Source organism: Planktothrix sp. PLAVEN19ND (assembly GCF_057220675.1).
Genome location: NZ_CM170132.1, coordinates 2,588,428 through 2,607,110 on the forward strand (window position 1 = coordinate 2,588,428; position 18,683 = coordinate 2,607,110).

16 protein-coding genes are annotated in these 18,683 nt (G+C 40.1%); 10 read left to right on the plus strand and 6 right to left on the minus strand.

Features of this window, described 5'->3' with window-relative positions; translation table 11 throughout:
- Nucleotide 1: 1 nt before the first annotated feature.
- The 6 genes from AC2D3N_RS11270 (at nt 2) to AC2D3N_RS11295 (ending at nt 10,011) form a co-directional block, all read left to right on the plus strand.
- The gene (locus AC2D3N_RS11270; protein WP_484693633.1) at nt 2-1,741 is read left to right on the plus strand and encodes a R3H domain-containing nucleic acid-binding protein; all 1,740 of its coding nucleotides are present in this window, start codon (nt 2-4) and stop codon (nt 1,739-1,741) included.
- Between the two features lie 166 nt (nt 1,742-1,907).
- A complete protein-coding gene (locus tag AC2D3N_RS11275) occupies nt 1,908-3,464 on the plus strand; it encodes a CheR family methyltransferase (RefSeq protein ID WP_079677680.1) in 1,557 nt (518 codons plus the stop codon).
- Between the two features lie 60 nt (nt 3,465-3,524).
- Nucleotides 3,525-4,607, plus strand: a complete 1,083-nt coding sequence (locus tag AC2D3N_RS11280) for a chemotaxis protein CheW (protein WP_079677681.1) — start codon at nt 3,525-3,527, stop codon at nt 4,605-4,607.
- A gap of 62 nt (nt 4,608-4,669) precedes the next feature.
- Nucleotides 4,670-6,115, plus strand: a complete 1,446-nt coding sequence (locus tag AC2D3N_RS11285) for a methyl-accepting chemotaxis protein (RefSeq protein WP_079677977.1) — start codon at nt 4,670-4,672, stop codon at nt 6,113-6,115.
- 68 nt (nt 6,116-6,183) lie between these two features.
- Complete coding sequence (locus AC2D3N_RS11290; protein ID WP_234996622.1) at nt 6,184-7,542, plus strand: methyl-accepting chemotaxis protein; 1,359 nt, start codon at nt 6,184-6,186, stop codon at nt 7,540-7,542.
- Nucleotides 7,543-7,584: 42 nt separating this feature from the next.
- The gene (locus AC2D3N_RS11295) at nt 7,585-10,011 is read left to right on the plus strand and encodes a hybrid sensor histidine kinase/response regulator (protein WP_484693751.1); all 2,427 of its coding nucleotides are present in this window, start codon (nt 7,585-7,587) and stop codon (nt 10,009-10,011) included.
- A 57-nt stretch (nt 10,012-10,068) separates the two neighbouring features.
- Here AC2D3N_RS11295 and AC2D3N_RS11300 read toward each other — a convergent pair whose 3' ends face one another.
- The 4 genes from AC2D3N_RS11300 to AC2D3N_RS11315 form a co-directional block, all read right to left on the minus strand.
- Entirely contained in the window at nt 10,069-10,332 is a 264-nt protein-coding gene (locus tag AC2D3N_RS11300) for a hypothetical protein (RefSeq protein WP_144017677.1), read from the minus strand.
- 111 nt (nt 10,333-10,443) lie between these two features.
- Nucleotides 10,444-10,872 (minus strand): NUDIX hydrolase, encoded by a 429-nt coding sequence (locus AC2D3N_RS11305; protein WP_484693634.1) that lies wholly within the window; start codon nt 10,870-10,872, stop codon nt 10,444-10,446.
- 49 nt (nt 10,873-10,921) lie between these two features.
- Nucleotides 10,922-11,374, minus strand: a complete 453-nt coding sequence (locus tag AC2D3N_RS11310; RefSeq protein ID WP_079677685.1) for a DUF3531 family protein — start codon at nt 11,372-11,374, stop codon at nt 10,922-10,924.
- Nucleotides 11,375-11,383: 9 nt separating this feature from the next.
- The gene (locus AC2D3N_RS11315) at nt 11,384-12,412 is read right to left on the minus strand and encodes a Sll0314/Alr1548 family TPR repeat-containing protein (RefSeq protein WP_234996623.1); all 1,029 of its coding nucleotides are present in this window, start codon (nt 12,410-12,412) and stop codon (nt 11,384-11,386) included.
- A gap of 213 nt (nt 12,413-12,625) precedes the next feature.
- On the opposite strand from AC2D3N_RS11315, the gene AC2D3N_RS11320 reads away from it, so the two are divergent.
- From AC2D3N_RS11320 to AC2D3N_RS11330, 3 genes are all read left to right on the plus strand, one after another.
- Complete coding sequence (locus AC2D3N_RS11320) at nt 12,626-13,309, plus strand: ABC transporter ATP-binding protein (protein ID WP_079677687.1); 684 nt, start codon at nt 12,626-12,628, stop codon at nt 13,307-13,309.
- A gap of 13 nt (nt 13,310-13,322) precedes the next feature.
- Entirely contained in the window at nt 13,323-14,072 is a 750-nt protein-coding gene (gene rsmG / locus AC2D3N_RS11325; protein ID WP_484693635.1) for a 16S rRNA (guanine(527)-N(7))-methyltransferase RsmG, read from the plus strand.
- Nucleotides 14,073-14,391: 319 nt separating this feature from the next.
- On the plus strand, nt 14,392-14,940 hold the full coding sequence (locus AC2D3N_RS11330; RefSeq protein WP_079677689.1) for a hypothetical protein: 549 nt from the start codon (nt 14,392-14,394) through the stop codon (nt 14,938-14,940).
- A 94-nt stretch (nt 14,941-15,034) separates the two neighbouring features.
- Here the strand turns inward: AC2D3N_RS11330 and AC2D3N_RS11335 are convergent, their stop codons facing one another.
- Nucleotides 15,035-15,310 carry a MoaD/ThiS family protein gene (locus AC2D3N_RS11335; protein ID WP_079677690.1) on the minus strand — a complete coding sequence of 92 codons (276 nt, stop codon included), beginning with the start codon at nt 15,308-15,310 and terminating at the stop codon, nt 15,035-15,037.
- Between the two features lie 64 nt (nt 15,311-15,374).
- Entirely contained in the window at nt 15,375-16,679 is a 1,305-nt protein-coding gene (thrC, locus tag AC2D3N_RS11340; protein ID WP_079677691.1) for a threonine synthase, read from the minus strand.
- Between the two features lie 361 nt (nt 16,680-17,040).
- On the opposite strand from thrC, the gene murC reads away from it, so the two are divergent.
- Complete coding sequence (murC, locus tag AC2D3N_RS11345) at nt 17,041-18,636, plus strand: UDP-N-acetylmuramate--L-alanine ligase (protein ID WP_079677692.1); 1,596 nt, start codon at nt 17,041-17,043, stop codon at nt 18,634-18,636.
- Nucleotides 18,637-18,683 lie beyond the last annotated feature (47 nt).

Consider the following 18,683-nt stretch of genomic DNA (forward strand, 5'->3'; position numbering starts at 1 on the left):
TATGCAAATTACAGACGACCTGAACAAATTACTCTCCATTGTTCCTGATGAGATTCGGCAGAATTTGCAACGGCATCCACAACGCGACAGTCTGATTGAGATCGTGATGGATTTGGGACGTCTTCCAGAGGCTCGTTTTCCGTCCAAAGCAGAATATCTCTCGGCTATACCTGTCTCCTTGGACGATCTGGAACATTGTATTGTGCAGATTGGGGAATTTAGCGGGGATAATCGAGCCGGAATTGAGCAAACCTTACATCGAATTAGTGCGATTCGCAACCGGACGGGAAAGGTGATTGGTTTAACCTGTCGGGTGGGTCGAGCCGTCTTTGGCAAGATTGGCATGATCCGAGATTTGGTGGAAACGGGTCAATCTATTCTCTTGCTCGGTCGTCCAGGGGTGGGAAAAACCACAGCATTGCGAGAAATTACTCGTGTGTTAGCAGATGAACTGGAAAAACGAGTAGTTATTATTGATACCTCTAACGAAATTGCTGGAGATGGAGATATTCCCCATCCAGCTATTGGGCGGGCGCGTCGGATGCAGGTGGCTCGTCCTGAACTGCAACATCAAGTCATGATTGAGGCGGTGGAGAACCATATGCCGGAGGTGATCGTGATTGATGAAATTGGGACAGAACTAGAGGCGTTGGCGGCGCGAACCATCGCCGAACGTGGGGTACAGTTGATTGGTACGGCCCACGGAAACCGGATTGAGAATTTAATGAAAAACCCCACCCTTGCCGATTTGATTGGAGGAATTCAAGCGGTGACCCTAGGGGATGAGGAGGCTCGACGTCGGGGTTCCCAAAAGACGGTCTTGGAACGCAAAGCCCCTCCGACCTTTGATGTAGCGGTGGAAATGTTGGAACAGCAACGGTGGGTGGTGCATGAATCCGTGGCGACTACGATTGATCATCTGTTACGCGGAATGCAGCCGATCTTGCAGGTCAGAACTATGAATGATCAGGGTGAAGTCGAAGTTTTTGAAGAACGATATACTCCCGTCAACCCCATTCCCAGCCCCGGACGCTCAACGATGAAATCCCGGGAACCTGTGGCTACAATGCCTGGTGTTAGAGGGTTGCGAGGTTCAGGGAAAATGATGCCTTTGCCTGTAGAAAACCCGGCATCGGAATCTCAATATTTTGAACAACTCCTGGAACAGTCTTTTTCTGGGGTGATTCCTTTACATCCTGATGAAGAATTCACCTTCATTAATAAATTAGGGGAGGGTTCACCGTTAAATATTTATCCCTATGGGGTTCCTCGTCATCAAATTGAACAAGTCATCCAAATGTTGTCTTTACCGGTGATTTTGACTAAGGATATTGATAGTGCGGATGTGGTGTTGGCGTTGCGATCGCATATTAGAAATCAATCCAAAATCCGCCATGTTGCTAAAACTCGCCAAGTTCCGATTCATACGATAAAATCACCGAACAACCATCAAATTGCCCGAGCCCTGCGACGTCTGTTACAAATGGAAGATCCCAGTACCCCAGAAATTGCGGATTTGAATTTGTTTGCGGCGAGTGGTTCTTCCGATGAAATTGAAGCCTTAGAAGAAGCCCGTTTGGCGGTGGAACAAATTGTGATTCCCAAAGGACAACCGGTAGAATTACTGCCTCGGTCTCCCCAAGTCAGAAAAATGCAGCATGAATTGGTGGAACATTATCGGTTGAAATCTAATAGTTTTGGGGAGGAACCCAACCGTCGTTTAAGAATTTATCCAGCCTAAGTCAGTCATCAGTTATCAGTTAAGAGTTATTAGTCATCAGTTAACAGTTAAAAGTTATTAGTCATCAGTTAACAGTTAATTAACTAATAACTCTTAAAATGATAACTCTTAAAATGATAACTGATGACTGATAACTGATGACTGTTAACTGATAACTGATTATTGTATGGAACCTGAATTAATCAAACTTTTTATTAATCTTATTACAAGTCAAACCGGGTTATTTATTCGTTTGCAGGACTACGGTATACTGGCTGAAAAAATCAAGATCAGAGTTAAATTTTTAAAATTACCAAACCCTCAAGTTTACTTAAAGTTATTAAGTAACGATAGCCCCCAGAGTCGAGAGGAGTGGAAACAATTAATTCCTTTAATTACAACAATTGAAAGTTATTTTTTTAGAGATCAAGGTCAAGTTAATCTCTTGCGAACTGTCGTTTTACCAGAGTTAATTAAATTGCGGCAAGACACAAAAAGTTTAACCCTGTGGAGTGCCGGTTGTTCGACAGGAGAAGAACCCTACACCCTGTCTATTTTGCTTCAACAGTTGATTCCAGACTGGGGAAGTTGGAATCTTCAGATTCTAGGGACTGATGTGAATGAACAGGCCTTAACAAAAGCCAGTCAAGGCTTATATACAGCTTGGTCTTTTCGCCTGGTGGACTCAGCACTCAAAAATCGATATTTTATGCGACAAGGAGAAAATTGGAAAATTAATTCGTTGACTCAAAGTTCTGTTCAATTTTTTAATTTGAATTTAGTTAAAGATTCCTATTGTTATCCTAATTATACCCCGATTCAAGATGTGGATTTAATTATTTGTCGGAATGTTTTTGTTTATTTTGAAAAAGAATATATTAATCAAGTAATTTCTAAGTTTTTTAATGTTTTAAAACCAGGAGGTTATTTAATTACAGGACACGCTGAATTACAAGGCACAGAAAATATTGAAAAATTTCAAGCCAAAATTTATCCTGAATCCATGATTTATCAACGACCTATTGATTTATTTAAAGAACCCTTGACTATTCCCCCCAGATTAATTATTGATGTGGATAATCGCTGGAATAATCTATTATATTCTTCTCGGAAATATCAGGAGCCATACCCCAAAACCAGCCAGGGCGAGAATCATCCATCTGAAATTTTCAATTTACCCCAAAAAAGCTTAGAAGAAGCAAAAATATATTTCAAAAACAAACAGTATCCGGCTGCTATTCAAAAGGCTGAACAATTTATTCAAACTCCTGAATACGCTTTAAAAAATCGGAACTTCACAATTGGAGAACAAGAAAAAAATCATCACCTAAAATCCAAAACTAAATTTGATGCCTATTATTTATTAGCACAATCCTGGGCGAATTTAGGACAATATGAACAAGCCATATCCTACTGCAAAAAAGCTATTGAAATAGATTCTTTATCTATATTACCCTATTATTTACTCTTACATATAGCTCAGGAACAGGAGGATTTAGTCGGAGCAAAGTTATTGTCCAAACGAATTATTTATCTGCTTCCCTCCTCAATTCCAGCCTATCTGGAACTCGCATCAATTTATGAACGGGAAGCAGATCATACCCGAGCAGCTAAAATGTATAGTAACGCTTTAGCTCTCCTCAAATCCTTACCTCCGACCATGGGGATTGAACATTTAGACGGAGTTACGGCTCAAGATTTAATTGTTTTTTTAGAAAATAAACATTTGGCTATTGACCGTTGACTGTTGGCTATTTACTGATAACTATGTACTAATCTGATAACTATTTACTAATCACTGATTATGGCTTATTTAATTTTTGCACTGAAGTCAATGTGTTATGCGATCATGGCTTCCGTGGTTGAAGAAATTTTTTTCCTACCGGAATTAACTCCAATTCCCGCCGCTCCTGCTGATTTAGTGGGTTTAATTAATTTGCGTGGAGAGTTACTTCCCGTGATTGATTTAACCATTCGATTAGGTTATCCTGAACCGAATTATGCTTTATCTGATAGCGTGATCATTTTAAAATTTAATAATATTAGATTAGGGATTATTGTCACCCAAGTTTCTGAAGTCAAGATGATTGCTAACGATGAAATTAAAACTGAATTAGCCTATAATTTTCAACAGGAATTTGATCAGATTCACCCCTCTTATTATCTTCAAGGAGTGGCTCAAGTCGATGAGCATTTGGTCATGGTTTTAAATCCAGAAACCCTGATTCAATATATTAGTCACTCTCTCCCAGATTTTAATTTAGAGAAAATCAATCCCGAAGGAAACCAATCTCCTATCCATGGAGAATCCTCAAGAAAAAATAATTTTAGAAAACTACAAAACTATATTTTTTCGACCGATGCGACCCCAGAAGAACGTCAGATTTTTCAAGAGCGGGCTAAAAATTTAAGGCATCCTATTGACGACCAAGATTTTGCTGGGTTAGTTCCTTTAGCAGTGATCAGTTTAAATGGAGAATATTTTGGGGTTAACCTAGAGATTATCCGAGAGTTTACAGATATTCATCATATTACACCGATTCCTTGTACTCCCCCCCATATTGTGGGAAATATGAATTTACGCGGGGAAATATTAACCTTAGTGAATATTCGGGGTCTCGTGAATTTGCCTTTACAAACCTCTCAGGTATTATCCAAGGCTATGATTGTTAAAATTAATGATATTGTGGCTGGAATTATAGTAGAAGGAATTTTTGATGTCATATACTTAAAAGAATCCGAGATTAAAACCATTCCCACGGCAGTTCATCTCAAACAGGATGAATACCTACAAGGGACAGCTTTTTATCAAGACAAAATGATCAGCATTCTGAATGTGGCAAAAATTATGACTCAAGGAGAATTATTTGTTGATCAAGAGGTTTAATCCCGGATAAGATAGATTTGATGAATTTTATAGTCAACCATCAACCATCAAAAAAAAATTATATGTTTAACAATTTGAAATTAAGAGAAAAGTTGTTGTTAGGGTATAGTATCCCAGTGTTTTTATTTATGGGATTAACCACATTCGTTTATACCAATATTAGTCAAGTATCTAATACTTTCAAAGAGGCGGAAAGGGTTCAAGAGGTAATTTTAAAAGTCAACGTTATAGAACGTGGTGCTCAGGGGATGGTTCGCAGCTTAAGGGGATATTTAGCACTAAAAAATCAAGATTTTGTAGCGGAATATAATTCCGGTTTAGTCCTTTATCGAGAAGCGGCTAAAACATTAGAATCCTTAGTTTATCGTCCAGAGCAAAAACAACGGTTACAAAAACTTGATAACTTAGTGAATGAATATGATCAAATGGCACAACAAGCTTTTATCCTAGCCAATCAAGGAAAATTGTCTGAAGCCATTGAAAAAGCTCGGGGTGGAACTCAATATGTACTCAATTTTGATCGAATTAGCGATGAATTTTCGACAACAGAAGCTAGTCTTTTAAATCAGGAAAGAACGAAAACAAAAGAATCATTGGAAGGATTATTGACAATGCTCGTGTTTGGAGCCTTGCTAATTTTGGTTACGGTGATTGTTATTGCCCTATTAATTTCGGTTAATATTGGTGGAACTATTCATCAAGCCACACAAGTTATCGCCACTTCTTCCACCGAAATTGCTGCTACCCTCGCGGAACAAGAACGAACCGCCAATCAACAAGCAAGTTCTGTTCATGAAACTACAACAACGATGGATGAATTGAGTTCTTCCTCTCAATCAACGGCGGAACAAGCGGAGTCTGCGACCTATGGAGCTAGACAGGTTTTAGGATTAACAGAAGGAGGAAAACAAGCAGTTAATAGTACCTTAGAAGGGATGGAAAATCTGCAACAAAAAGTTGAAGCGATTGCCCAACAAATTATCCGTTTAAGTGAACAAACTAATCAAATTGGGAATATTTCTGAATTGGTGAGTGATTTAGCAAATCAAACCAATATGTTAGCCCTGAATGCTGCTGTAGAGGCGGTTAGAGCCGGAGAACATGGGAAAGGATTTGCGGTTGTTGCCACTGAAATCCGAAAACTAGCAGATGAAAGCAAAAAATCTGCCTTAAAAATTAATATCCTTGTTGCTGATATTTTAACTTCCATTAATTCAACGGTCATGGCAACGGAGGAAGGGACAAAAACTGTTTTATCTAATGCAGAACTTACCCGGGAAACCGCAGATGCTTTTGCTGGGGTTGCGGAAGCGGTGAATAATGTAGTATTGAATAATCAGCAAATTTCCCTTAATGTTAAGCAACAAGCGATCGCCATTGGACAGGTTTTAGACGCGATGAATGCTTTAAGTCAGGGCGTGGGTGAAACCGCTAATGGATTAAACCAAGCTAAAATTGGAATGCAAAAATTGAATGAAGTCGCGTTAAATTTGAACTCAATTGTTTAATATAGCAATAGCACCGGAATATGTTAAAATTCAAGGGTTTAAGGTACTGGATTATTGCCGGTTATTTAATGCCAATTTTGCTCTCTATATTAGTAGCTGGAGTTGTATCCTCCAATGTTGAAAAAGTTCGTAAAACCACCCTAGAAGTCCAAACATCTGGTGATGCCATGCAAGCGATTAATAACTTGGCTTTAGCCACGAAAGACTTAACGATTGCCGCCCGCGGATATATTTTAGTTAAAAATCCTCAATCCCATAAGTTGTATAAAACTGCTGAATCTCTTTATCAAAAAGCATTGGTAGATGTTAAAAGACTCATTCCCAATCCTGAAGTGATTCAAGATTTAGATAGTTTAACTGCATCGGTAGATGAATTAGAACAATACTATTCCTCATTATTTAAATTAATTAATGATAATCAAGTTGACCAAGCCTTAGAGATTTGGAAGCAAGGAAAAGGTACGGAACTATCAACAACGGTTTTGGAGAAAACTCAAAAATTTATCGCTTTAGAAACTCAACAAGTAGAGGTATACCATCAACGGCAAAATGATTCTTTAGATCACCTGATGAATGCGGTTTGGATCGGAACCGGAGCAACGGTATTTTGTTCGGTTTTCTTGGGAATTGGACTCATTACCCTCATCTTCAAACGGATTAATCAAGAAGCCTCTCAAATTTTGCAAGCCTCTCAAGAATTAGTCAGTATTATGGAATCTCAAGAACGAGTTACTGTTCAACAGGCAAGTTCAGTGAATGAAACCACAGCTAGTATGGATGAATTAGGGGCATCAAGTCGCCAATCTGCCGAACAAGCGTCAACGGCCTCCGCCGGAGCTAATCAAGTTTTACTCCTAGCGGGTGGTGAGCAAAAATCATCTTTTCAAACGGGTAATAACTTCAGTTTGAAAATAAAAATGGAACAATTACAACAGCAAATTATGCGTTTAAGTGAACATTTAGGAAAAATTTATAGTATTACCAATGCGGTCACGGATTTGGCAAGTCAAACTAATATGTTGGCTTTAAATGCTTCTGTAGAAGCTGTTAGAGCCGGAGAAAATGGTAAAGGATTTGGGGTTATAGCATCTGAAATTCGTAAACTAGCCGATCAAAGTCGCAAATCAGCCGAAAAAATTAGTTCAATTGTTACCGATATTCAAATAGCGACTAATTCAACCGTGAGGGTGACAGAGGAAGGCTCGAAATCCGTTGAAGATATTGTTCATGCGATTAATGATGTTGCGATTAATTTACAACAAATTTCCCTGAATACCAGACAGCAATCGATTGCGGTTGAACAAGTGGTTGATGCCATGAGTAACTTAAATTTTGTTTCAACAGAAATGGCAACCAGCATCAACCAAACCAAACAGGGAGTTCAAAAGTTAAATGAAACTGCCAAAAATCTGCAAACTCTGGTTTAATCAGTCAAAATTGAATTACACTGACAGGATCAAACACTTATGATGATCGAAGACGATGAGCTGCGGGAAGTTTTTAAAACCGCTAGTGAAGAACATTTACAGAATTTAGATGAAGGATTATTATATCTGGAAAAAAATCCCAATGATGCAGCTAAACTAGAAGAATTATTGCGAGAAGCCCATAGCCTGAAAGGGGATGCGGGGATGTTAGGGGTCAAAGATGTTGCCACTTTATCCCATCAAATCGAACACCTATTAGGGGGGTTAAAACGTCAAGAAACGACTCTCACAGTAGATTTAGTGGATCGAATTTCCTATGGAATTGATGCGATCCGTCAATTAGTTGATGCGGCGGTGACCGGAGAACCCTGTGGGATTAATGCCTTTCACAGTTTAGCCTATTTGATGGGGGCTAAACCCGAAACACCGACGGATGCAATTTCAGCCATACCGACGCTAACCCCCGAACCTGCTCCCCCTGCCACCCCTGCTCCCCCTGCTCCCTCCGCTCCCCCCGCTCCCGATGAAACGCCTATTCCTGTAGCGACCGTGGCTGAAGCGATGAATCCTACGCCTCCGGTGACGGCCAGTCGCGACTCTGCTTATAAAATTGAAACCATTCGAGTCCCGACGCGTAATTTAGATGGGTTAATGACTCAAACGGGAGAATTAACAGTAACAAAAATTCGGATTGCCCACCGGTTAAATGAAATTGAAGACCTGGTGAGTTTATGGGAAGAATGGAGTCGAGATGCGTTTGTGAATCGGTTTGTAGTTCATGACCTAGAAAATAACCTCAATCGTCATATTTCCGAAAAGGGAACAATCGGGCAACTCCAGAATTATTATCATCGTAGTACGGAACGTTTAGAACAGTTAGGATCTTTAATTAATCAACTGAGAAATACCTTTTCTGAAGATATTGCCCGTTTAGATATTATTAGTGATGAACTTGAAGATGGGGTCAGAACCTTACGTTTATTACCCCTAGCAACTATTTTTAATTTGTTTCCTCGCATGGTACGCGATTTAGCGCGGCAACAAGGAAAAGAAATTGAATTAGTGATTTCTGGTGGAGAAACCCGTGCGGATAAACGGATTTTAGAAGAAATGAAAGATCCGTTGATGCACATTTTAAGAAATGCGATTGATCATGGGATTGAAACTCCAGAAGAACGGCAAACTTCAGGGAAAACGGCGATCGCTAAAATCGAGTTACGGGGGTACCAAACCGCGACCCACGTTGTCTTAGAAGTTTGTGATGATGGTCGGGGATTAGATATTGAAAAAATCAAACAAACTGCTTTAAAACGGGGAATTTGCCAACAGGAAGAATTATTGGGAATGACTCCACAACAAATCCATAGTTTAATTTTTGCCCCAGGTTTTACCACCCGAACGGTGGTCACCGAAGTATCGGGACGGGGAGTAGGAATGGATGTGGTGCGAACTAATGTGGAACATTTAAAAGGCATTATTCAAGTTGAATCTTCCCCAGGAAAGGGGTGTTTATTTCGGATTCAATTGGGAACTACCTTAGCAACTGCTCATGTTTTAATTGTATCGGTTCAGGGAATTTCCTATGCCATTCCTGTCGAATTTGTCCAAATGACGCGACTGGTTCTAGCTGATGAAATTTTTGCGATTGAAGGCCGAGAAACGATTATTTTTGAAGACCAACCAATTTCCGTAGCTCAACTAGCTGATTTATTAGAAATTCGTGGGATTCCCCCTCAGATTGAAGCGGAACCTACGGTTTCTAAAGAATCCAAATCTCGTTTTTCTATTTTCCCATCTTTTATTGACAAAAATCCCAGTTCTTCAACGATGGATATTGCTTCACCCTGCATTATTTTAAAAGTGGGAGAAGAAAAATTAGGATTATTTGTTGATGCTTTAATTGATGAGCAGGATGTGGTTTTAAAACCTCAAAGCCAACTATTAAAACGGGTCAGAAATGTGGCGGGAGCCACGATTTTAGGAACGGGAGAAGTCTGTATTATTTTAAGTCCTCAAGATTTAATTAAATCCATTCGCAAACAAGCGGGTGTGATCAGTTCCCCCATCGTCCGATCTCCTCTAATTATTCAGAATCATTCTGCTGTTAAACCGGTTATTTTATTAGTCGAAGATTCGATCGCCACTCGCACCCAAGAAAAACGAATTTTAGAAGCCGCTGGCTATGAAGTGGTGACGGCGGTGGATGGATTAGATGGGTTTAATAAACTGAGCACTCGTGCTTTTGATGCGGTGGTTTCTGATATTCAGATGCCTAATTTAGATGGGTTAAGTTTAGCCAAAAAAATTCGACAGCATCATGAATATAGAGAACTACCGATTATTTTGGTCACTTCTCTAGCTTCCGATGAAGATAAGCGCAAAGGTGCAGAAGCGGGGGCAAATGCTTATATTACTAAGGCATCTTTCAATCAAGAAGTTTTGATCGAGACCCTAAAAAGATTAGTTTGACATTTAGTTCATAAGCTGCGTAGCAGCTTAGTTCACCCAGGCTGTCATCCCCTGTTCCTACTTACTAGCCCTACCAACCATGTAGCTAAGAAGTCCGATCACGGTAGAAGAAAGAGCCGCGATCGCAAATCTGATTTCACCTTCAGAAGTGGTACCTTTTTGTAGAATGGTAAAGGAGTAAAAATCAATTAATAAAATTATAACCAGAGCAACTATAAATACAGTAATATCTTTTACCCAAAAAGATATCCGCTTCTGCTTTCGCTTGATTTCCTGATCTTTTTCGCGGTTTTTTAGTTCAAAATCTGCATCTTCTGTCATAACCATAAATATTTGATTATCGTCCTATTTAGATTAACACTTTCCCTGATCCTAGATTTTGATATAAGTTTACTATCGTTTGATTATTTTGTCAATTTGCGCTAATTTTTCCTAACAATATTGTAAAAACTGTTCAGGAAATAGAATTAATTCTCCTGATTTAAACTGTTCTATGGGAACCCATAACGCTTTTTTCTTGCGTTTCTTTTCCATAAATTTCAGTTCTTCTAGTTCATATAATTTCACATCAACAAAATCACATCTATATAGTTGAATTAATTCATGTTGGATGTTATTCTCGTAAACAAAAATATTTTCCAAACAGCCTAAATAATCGATATTGGTTAATTCTGCTTGAATTTCTTCTTGAAATTCTCGCTTTAAGGCATCCAGACTTGATTCTCCAAAATCAATTCCTCCTCCTAAAGCTCGATAGAAAGTTTGTTGTTTACTGGTATCATAGCCTTGGGAAACAAAAATGCGATCGCTATTTTGAATTAATCCTAATGCTAAAACTCGAATTTTACTGGATTTAGACATAAGATAAAAGCAGGAAAATATCGAGACGCGACTGAGCGCGCCCCTAGGATTAATTATAATCGCCTACACTAGATTGATAAATGTCTTTTTCAATTGGCCAATCTTCATTTTCACCGCCAATAATAATTTTTTCAATGGTGACATATTCTTGGCTGAGTTGACGAAAGGTGTTAATTAAAACATCAAGGGCAAAAGCATCACTGGTTCCCAAATCAAACCAACAACGCGCCCAGATACCTTGATATTCTATTTCCCCCATATTGTGCATCAGTGCCATCATACTATTATCCACAATGGCATCATCATAGGTCATATAATTTAGGTCAATTCCCGTGTCCTGAACCTGTAGATTTTCGGCGTTAAATCCTCCCATTTTTCCTAATAAAAACCAGGAATCAAATACTTCCTCAATATAATCCCGTTCACTGCGGGAAGGGACGGTTTGAAATTGTAGCCAAATCCAAATATCAAAAGGATTACATTCTCTAAACAAAACTTCCATAATTAAAAGCTATAATGGTGGTAATTGATTGGCAGTTGGCCCCCAAAGACCATTGGCATTTTTAATTGTATCTCGCAAGGGATCACAGGGACGGCTTTGATTATCAATTCGGTTTAAATTTTTGCATTGTTCATAAAATATTTGAGCCACTAATCGTTTAGGAAGTCGATCGGATTGACCCAAAGATTGAGTAAAATATTTTTGAGCTTCTTTTAGCTGGGCCGGGGTTGTGGTTTGATTTTCTGTTTTTAATTTTTTCCCCTGGTCAGCTAAGATTTGCGCCTTTAAATATAATACTTCTGGATGGTTAGGAGCTTCTGATAGGGCTTTGTCTGTATAAGCTAAGGCTTGATCCGGTTGACCTAAATTTTTGTAGCCAATGGCAATTCCTCGATAGACTAAATAACGAGGTTCCGCCTGTTTTTCTAATTTATTAATTGCTTTGTTAGAGTCAGAAAAGGGAAGATTTAAGGACAATAATAAATCCATATAACCTTGAATTAAATTGAGTTCGGGATCTTGAGAATCAATTTTTTGAGCGACATCTAAAAACTTTAACACCTCTTGTAATTTGTTGAGTGCTTTAGGAGCACCTTTGAGTGTACCTTCAGTGACTAAAGTATGGCCTCCCTGTAAAAATAAACCGACCGCCACATAGAGATTCCCGCGTAAAGGATCTTTTGTACTCAATAACTTGGCAGTTTCTAGGGTTTTATCACCATAGGTTTTTAAAGCCGTAAAATCCTGATCTTGGTAAGCTAAAGAAGCCAAAAGAGCATAAACTAAAGGTTCATTCGGTTCTTGAGATTGCGCTTGTTCCAAATATTCCTTGGCTTGTTTATAATTCCCCTGGGCAAACATGGATTTAAAAGCAGATTCCGTTTGATTTCCAATCGGACGAGGATCATTTTTACGGAAGGGATCAGCAGCAAAAACAAGATTTATCCCTAAACTAAATACAATTAAACCTGTATTAATTCCTAGGATAAATTTTTTCAGAAATAGTTTTGGGTTTTTAAAATAAGAATAAATCATCATTTTTAATCAATGAGTAAACAGCTAAGGAGTGATTGAATTGGAAAAACACAAAAAGTTAACTGTTAATCAATCAACTGATGACTGATAAATATGTTATAATCTAAGGTAATTAGTGATTTGACCATTGCCTTTGCCTCGCTTCTGGGTTGGACTATCATTTATTAACGTCTTATCCCCTGTTGCCCGTTGCCTGTTCCCTGCTATATTTTTCCGATGCTTTATATCAAAAACTTAGTTTATCATCCCGCCGCTAGTGACAACTCGATTTTAACCCAAGTTAACTTAGAATTGGCACCGCAGCAAATGGGACTGGTTATTGGGCCTAGTGGATCGGGGAAAAGCACACTACTAGAGATTTTATCGGGTTTGGCCACAAAAACCCAGGGAAATATTCGCTGGAGGGAGCAAGAATTAACCCCAGAACACCTACAACAACTGGTGGGTTTAGTGTTTCAATTTCCAGAACGACATTTTTGTGGCGGAACAATTTTAGAGGAATTGCGCCTGGGTCATCCCGAAATCGATGCAGAACAGGTTGATAAAGCCTTAGAGGAAGTGGGACTAAGCCATTTATCTTTACAGATTGCGCCCCATTCTCTTAGTGGGGGACAGCAACGACGTCTAGCTTTGGCAGTACAATTAATTCGTCAACCCCATATTCTGATGTTAGATGAACCCACCGCCGGGTTAGACTGGTCAATGCGACAACAATTGATTAGTTTATTAGGTAAATTAAAAAAACATTGGACGTTATTAGTCGTTACCCATGATGCCCGAGAATTATTAGGTTTGGCTGACCGATGTTGGTCATTAAAACATGGTCATTTAACCCCCTTAGATGTCAATGCCATGGCAATCGCAGAAAAACAAAAAATTGCCGCTTCTCCTCCCGTTTAATTTTGAGTCAATTATGAATGAAATTTCCTCTCCCCAATTACCTGATATGACTGCCGTTTGGCAAGAAACCTTAAATTGGCAACCCACTCCCCAACAACAGATTTTATTCCAACAATTATTTGAGTTAATTATTCAGTTTAATCAACAGCTTAACCTAACTCGCCTGACTGAACCCCAAGAATTTTGGGAAAAACATTTATGGGATTCCCTCCGAGGAATTTCTTTTTTATTATCAGAAAAAAATTCCCTATCCCCGGGGACAAAATTTATTGATATTGGCACAGGTGGGGGTTTTCCTGGCATCCCTTTGGCTGTAATTTTCCCGGAATCTTCCGTCACCCTTTTAGACTCAACTCGGAAAAAAATTACGGCATTAACCACCATTTTAGAAGAATTAAAGATCAATAATACCATTCCTTGGGTGGGTCGGGCGGAAGCTCTTGGTCAACATCCAAAACATCGAGAATCCTACGATTTTGCCCTATTAAGAGCCGTTGCTCCTCCCTCAGTTAGTGCTGAATATGCACTGCCTTTATTAAAGGTGGGAGGGACGGCAATTCTCTATCGCGGTCATTGGACACCGGAAGAAGAACAACAGTTAATCTCGGCGGTTAAACAGTTAGGGGGAGTGCTAGAATCTGTGGATGGGTTTACCACACCTTTAACCCAAAGTATTCGCCATTGTTTATATTTAAAAAAAGTCAGACCCACGGCTAAACAATATCCCCGCCCTATTGGTATTCCAGGTCAAAAACCCTTGTAATCGAGGGAATAGGCAATTGGGAATAGGCAATTGGGAAGATATAAAATTAAGCAATTAGGAAGATATAAAATATTGAACTCCTATTACCTATTACCCATTACCCATTATCCATCACCGATTGCCGAGGATAACTGAAAAAGCCTATTCCCCCTTCTGTGATTTGTGTCACAACATTAGCTCAATTTTAAACTATTATTTCAGATGTACCAACATCACAGAAGCTTGTGATCAAGCTCATCGAAGTTAGGAGATTAACTTCACTGGGTTTTTGGGGTCAATCCCCGATGATTAGATTGAGTAAATCAGGAGGAGTGAGCCAATGCCACCGCTAAATCTAGTCTTAAATTTAGAGCAAGACTTTACCACTGTTCAGGAGATGATCACCGAAATTCATCATTATTTAAGAACTCCTGTTTCTATTATTGCATCCTCATCTTATTTACTTCAAGTTTCTCTGAGCCAACAGAAAAAATCGTCTCAGTCTCCCTCGAAATATATCGCTCTGATACAAGATGCGGCTCAATGTTTGGAAACCAGTTGTCATCGGATGGTCACCAGAATGAATCAAGCTAATTTTGATAGTTGGGCTTTAAATCGGATTCGTTTTTATTTGGATAAAATGATCTATTTTTGCCAAACCGTTTTGGGAAATTCAGAAACGATTTCCCATTCAAACTATCACCATAAACTCATGGATGAGACTGAAAAATATGAAATCATTAATTTAGTTGTGGGTTTAAATCAATGGGCAATGCAGATGACAGATGTGTTAAGTTCAGATTCTTTTCACAATTATGTTCAACAGTTTTCTGAAGGTCTATTTATCAAGTCTCGCTTTAATGATTTTGAGGAGTATCAATCGGCATGAATATAGAAATCTCTAATTTTAATTATAATATAAAAAATAAAGACATGGTATTAAACCATGTCTTAGGAAAATTTCTATTAATATTTCAACTGAATCAACCACCAGCAACCGCCGGAACAATACTAACTTCATCCCCAGACTTCAGTTCGGTTTTTGTTCCTTCTAAGAAGCGAATATCTTCACTATTCACATAGAAATTCAAGAATCTCCGTGGCTCTCCGCTATCATCACAGAGACTTTTTTTAATCCCTGGACAACTAACTTCTAAGGAATCAATTAATTCAGAAACGCTAGAACCTGTACATTCAATTGTTGCTTGATTATTAGTAAACTTTTGCAGGGGTGTGGGAATTAAAACTTTAACGGTCATAGGTTCAACAGGACGATAAATTAATGGTTTGGGTTGAGTAGAAACGTTTTAGACGATTTTAAACCTATACTAACACTTGTTGCCATTCCAGACGGTCTAAAGTGCGAGCGCGTTCAATTGCCCGTTCAAAACTTTCTAATTTTGGTTCGATGGTTAAGGGTTCACCGACATAACCTTGAATGGCTTCTTGAGTTTTTAAGCCATTCCCCGTAATATAAACAACGGTGGTTTCTTCCGGATCAATTTTACCCGCTTCCACCAATTTTTTCAAAACCGCAATAGTTGTTCCCCCGGCGGTTTCTGTAAAAATACCTTCGGTTTCGGCCAATAATTTCATTCCTTGAATCACTTCTTCATCATTAACCGATTCAATATTTCCGTTAGTTTTATTCGCTAATTCAACAGCATAAACTCCATCGGCGGGGTTGCCAATAGCAATGGATTTAGCAATAGTATTCGGTTTAACCGGAGTAATAAAATCCCGTCCTTCTTTAAACGCCGTAGCAACGGGAGAACAACCTTCCGCTTGAGCACCACTGAAACGCACGGGTTTGTCATCAACTAAACCCACTTTGACAAATTCTTGGAAGCCTTTATGAATTTTGGTAAACAGGGAACCCGAAGCAATGGGGGCCACAATATGGTCAGGTAATTTCCAGCCCAGTTGTTCGATGACTTCATAACCTAGGGTTTTGGAACCTTCAGAATAGTAGGGACGCAGGTTAATATTCACAAATCCCCAGCCGTGGGTATTAGCCACTTCTGAACAGAGGCGGTTGACCTGATCGTAATTGCCCTTAACAGCCATTAAAATCGGGTTGTAGATTAAAGTTCCCAGGATTTTACCCGCTTCTAAATCTGCTGGAATGAACACACAACAGTCCAGACCCGCTCGGGCGGCAATGGCGGCCGTGGAGTTGGCCAAATTTCCGGTACTGGCACAGGAAACCGTGGAAAATCCTAATTCTCTAGCGCGACTCAAGGCAACCGACACCACCCGATCTTTGAAGCTGAGGGTGGGCATATTCACAGCATCGTTTTTAATATACAGATTCTTTAAACCCAGACGACGGGCTAACCGTTCTGACTTAATCAGGGGAGTCATCCCAGTACCGACATCAATCACATTCTCAGTAGCGACAGGCAGAAACTTCCGATAACGCCAAATCGAGTTGGGGCCAGCTTCAATCGTAGCGCGAGTCACGGTTTGGCGGAGCAGGTCATAGTTGTACTGAACTTCTAAGGGGCCAAAACAGACTTCACAAACGTGCTTGGCTTCGGGGGCGTATTCTTCGCCACACTCTTTACATTTTAATTTGTCAAAGGTAGCGCCAGTGAGTGTTAAGTTGTTGGTTGTTGCCTGAGTCATGACCTGTTCTCCACTGTGAATCTGATACTGCGGTGTTGAAATTAAGGTATCACAACCCAGAAAATGTCGTCAACAATACCCGACCTTTTTTGTCGGGATTAAATGAGATGCAACGGTGCTAGGTTTAGGACTCACCGCTCCGCCTCCTGAATCCCTTGATCGATTTGGTGAGAATCCGGTGATTTACAAACCTAGGGGTATATAGTATACAACTACTGATAAGACTCAATTTGCCTAAAATTTAAAGATATTAGCGCAAAATGCCATCTGAAAAATGTGGCACAGGGAGTATCGGTAAAAAACAATTCTTGATATGATGTCGCGTGTTATTGGTGTGGTGTGGTGTGATGAGGAGTAATTGATGCCAATTTCTGTAGATTTCAGTGGCAGGCCTTTTCACTTTATCGGGATCGGCGGGATTGGAATGTCAGCCCTAGCCTATATCCTAGCGAAGCGAAAGCTACCTATTTATGGCTCGGATATTCAACGCAGCCATATTACTCAACGCCTGCAAGATTTAGGCGCCCAAATTTTTTGCCATCAACAGGCAAGCAATTTTGAGTATGTCAAACAATCCCCAAATCAAGGGAATCAAAAGCCAAGTTCTGCAACGGAACTAGAATTATCCGCCACTCAAAATGGCTTGAAAACTGCCCTAGCTAGGGTAAAAGTCGAAAGTTTAAATGGCAAGGGAAAGAACACCCCGGGGATGGAATTACCTCAAGTTATTTGTTCGACCGCCATTAGTGCTGAAAATTTAGAATATCAAGCCGCTCAGGAGTTAGGCTGTCCGATTTTTCATCGTTCCGATTTACTAGCTGCCTTAATTCAAGACTATCAAAGTATTGCTGTGGCTGGAACCCACGGCAAAACCACCACCAGCAGCATGATTGCCATGATGTTGCTGGGGGCAGGTCTTGATCCCACCATTTTAATTGGGGGAGAAGTCAATGCCTGGGAGGGCAATGCCCGCATGGGTCAAGGGCCCTATATGGTGGCGGAAGCCGATGAATCCGACGGTTCCCTCGTCAAAATCAAGGCTCAAATTGGTGTAATTACCAATATTGAGTTAGACCATCCCGATCACTACGAAAGCTTAGAACAGGTAATCAATACCTTCAAAATCTTTGAACACAACTGTAAAACCTTAGTAGCCTGCATTGATTGTGAAACGGTACGGGAGCAAATCCAACCCGGGATCACCTACAGTTTAAATCCTGACTCCGATGCCGATTACCAAGTCAGGGATGTGGAATATCGTGCCAATGGGATCTTAGCTCCGGTTTGGGAGCGAGGCAATTTCCTCGGAGAACTAGAGTTGAAGTTGCTCGGGCAACATAATCTCAGCAATGCCTTAGCTGCGATCGCGGTAGGACGGCAGTTAGGCCTAGAGTTTTCCGTCATAGCCAAGGCATTAGCAGACTTTGAAGGGGCAAAACGTCGTTTTGAGCATCGAGGCTGTTTTAATAACATCCTGTTTGTGGACGACTACGCCCATCATCCGAGTGAAATCCGCGCCACCCTCGCCGCTGCCCGTCTGCGGATGCAAGACAGTGCCTTAAACACCCAACCCCACCTTCAGCGTATTGTTGCTATTTTTCAGCCCCATCGGTATAGTCGAACTCATGCCTTTCTTCAAGACTTCGCTCAGTGTTTCACCGATGCCGATGTGGTAGTTCTGACCGAAATTTATAGTGCCGGAGAACCGAATATCTGGGACATTGATGGCCAGAAAGTCGCAGACTTGATTGGTGATTACCACCCTCAAGTATTGTACCAGCCCTCTATGAATGACGTTAAGGGCAGTTTGGCTCAACTCCTACAGCCCGGTGATTTAGCTATATTTCTCGGTGCGGGTAACCTCAATAAAATTATTCCAGAGGTGATGGAATTTTATCAGGGTTCCCAGAACACGGTTGGGACTGAGCCAGGGTGCTTCTCACGCTTAATGGACTGATTTATCTGCAATCGGTGATTTACATCCAAGTTCTAAGGTATTCATTT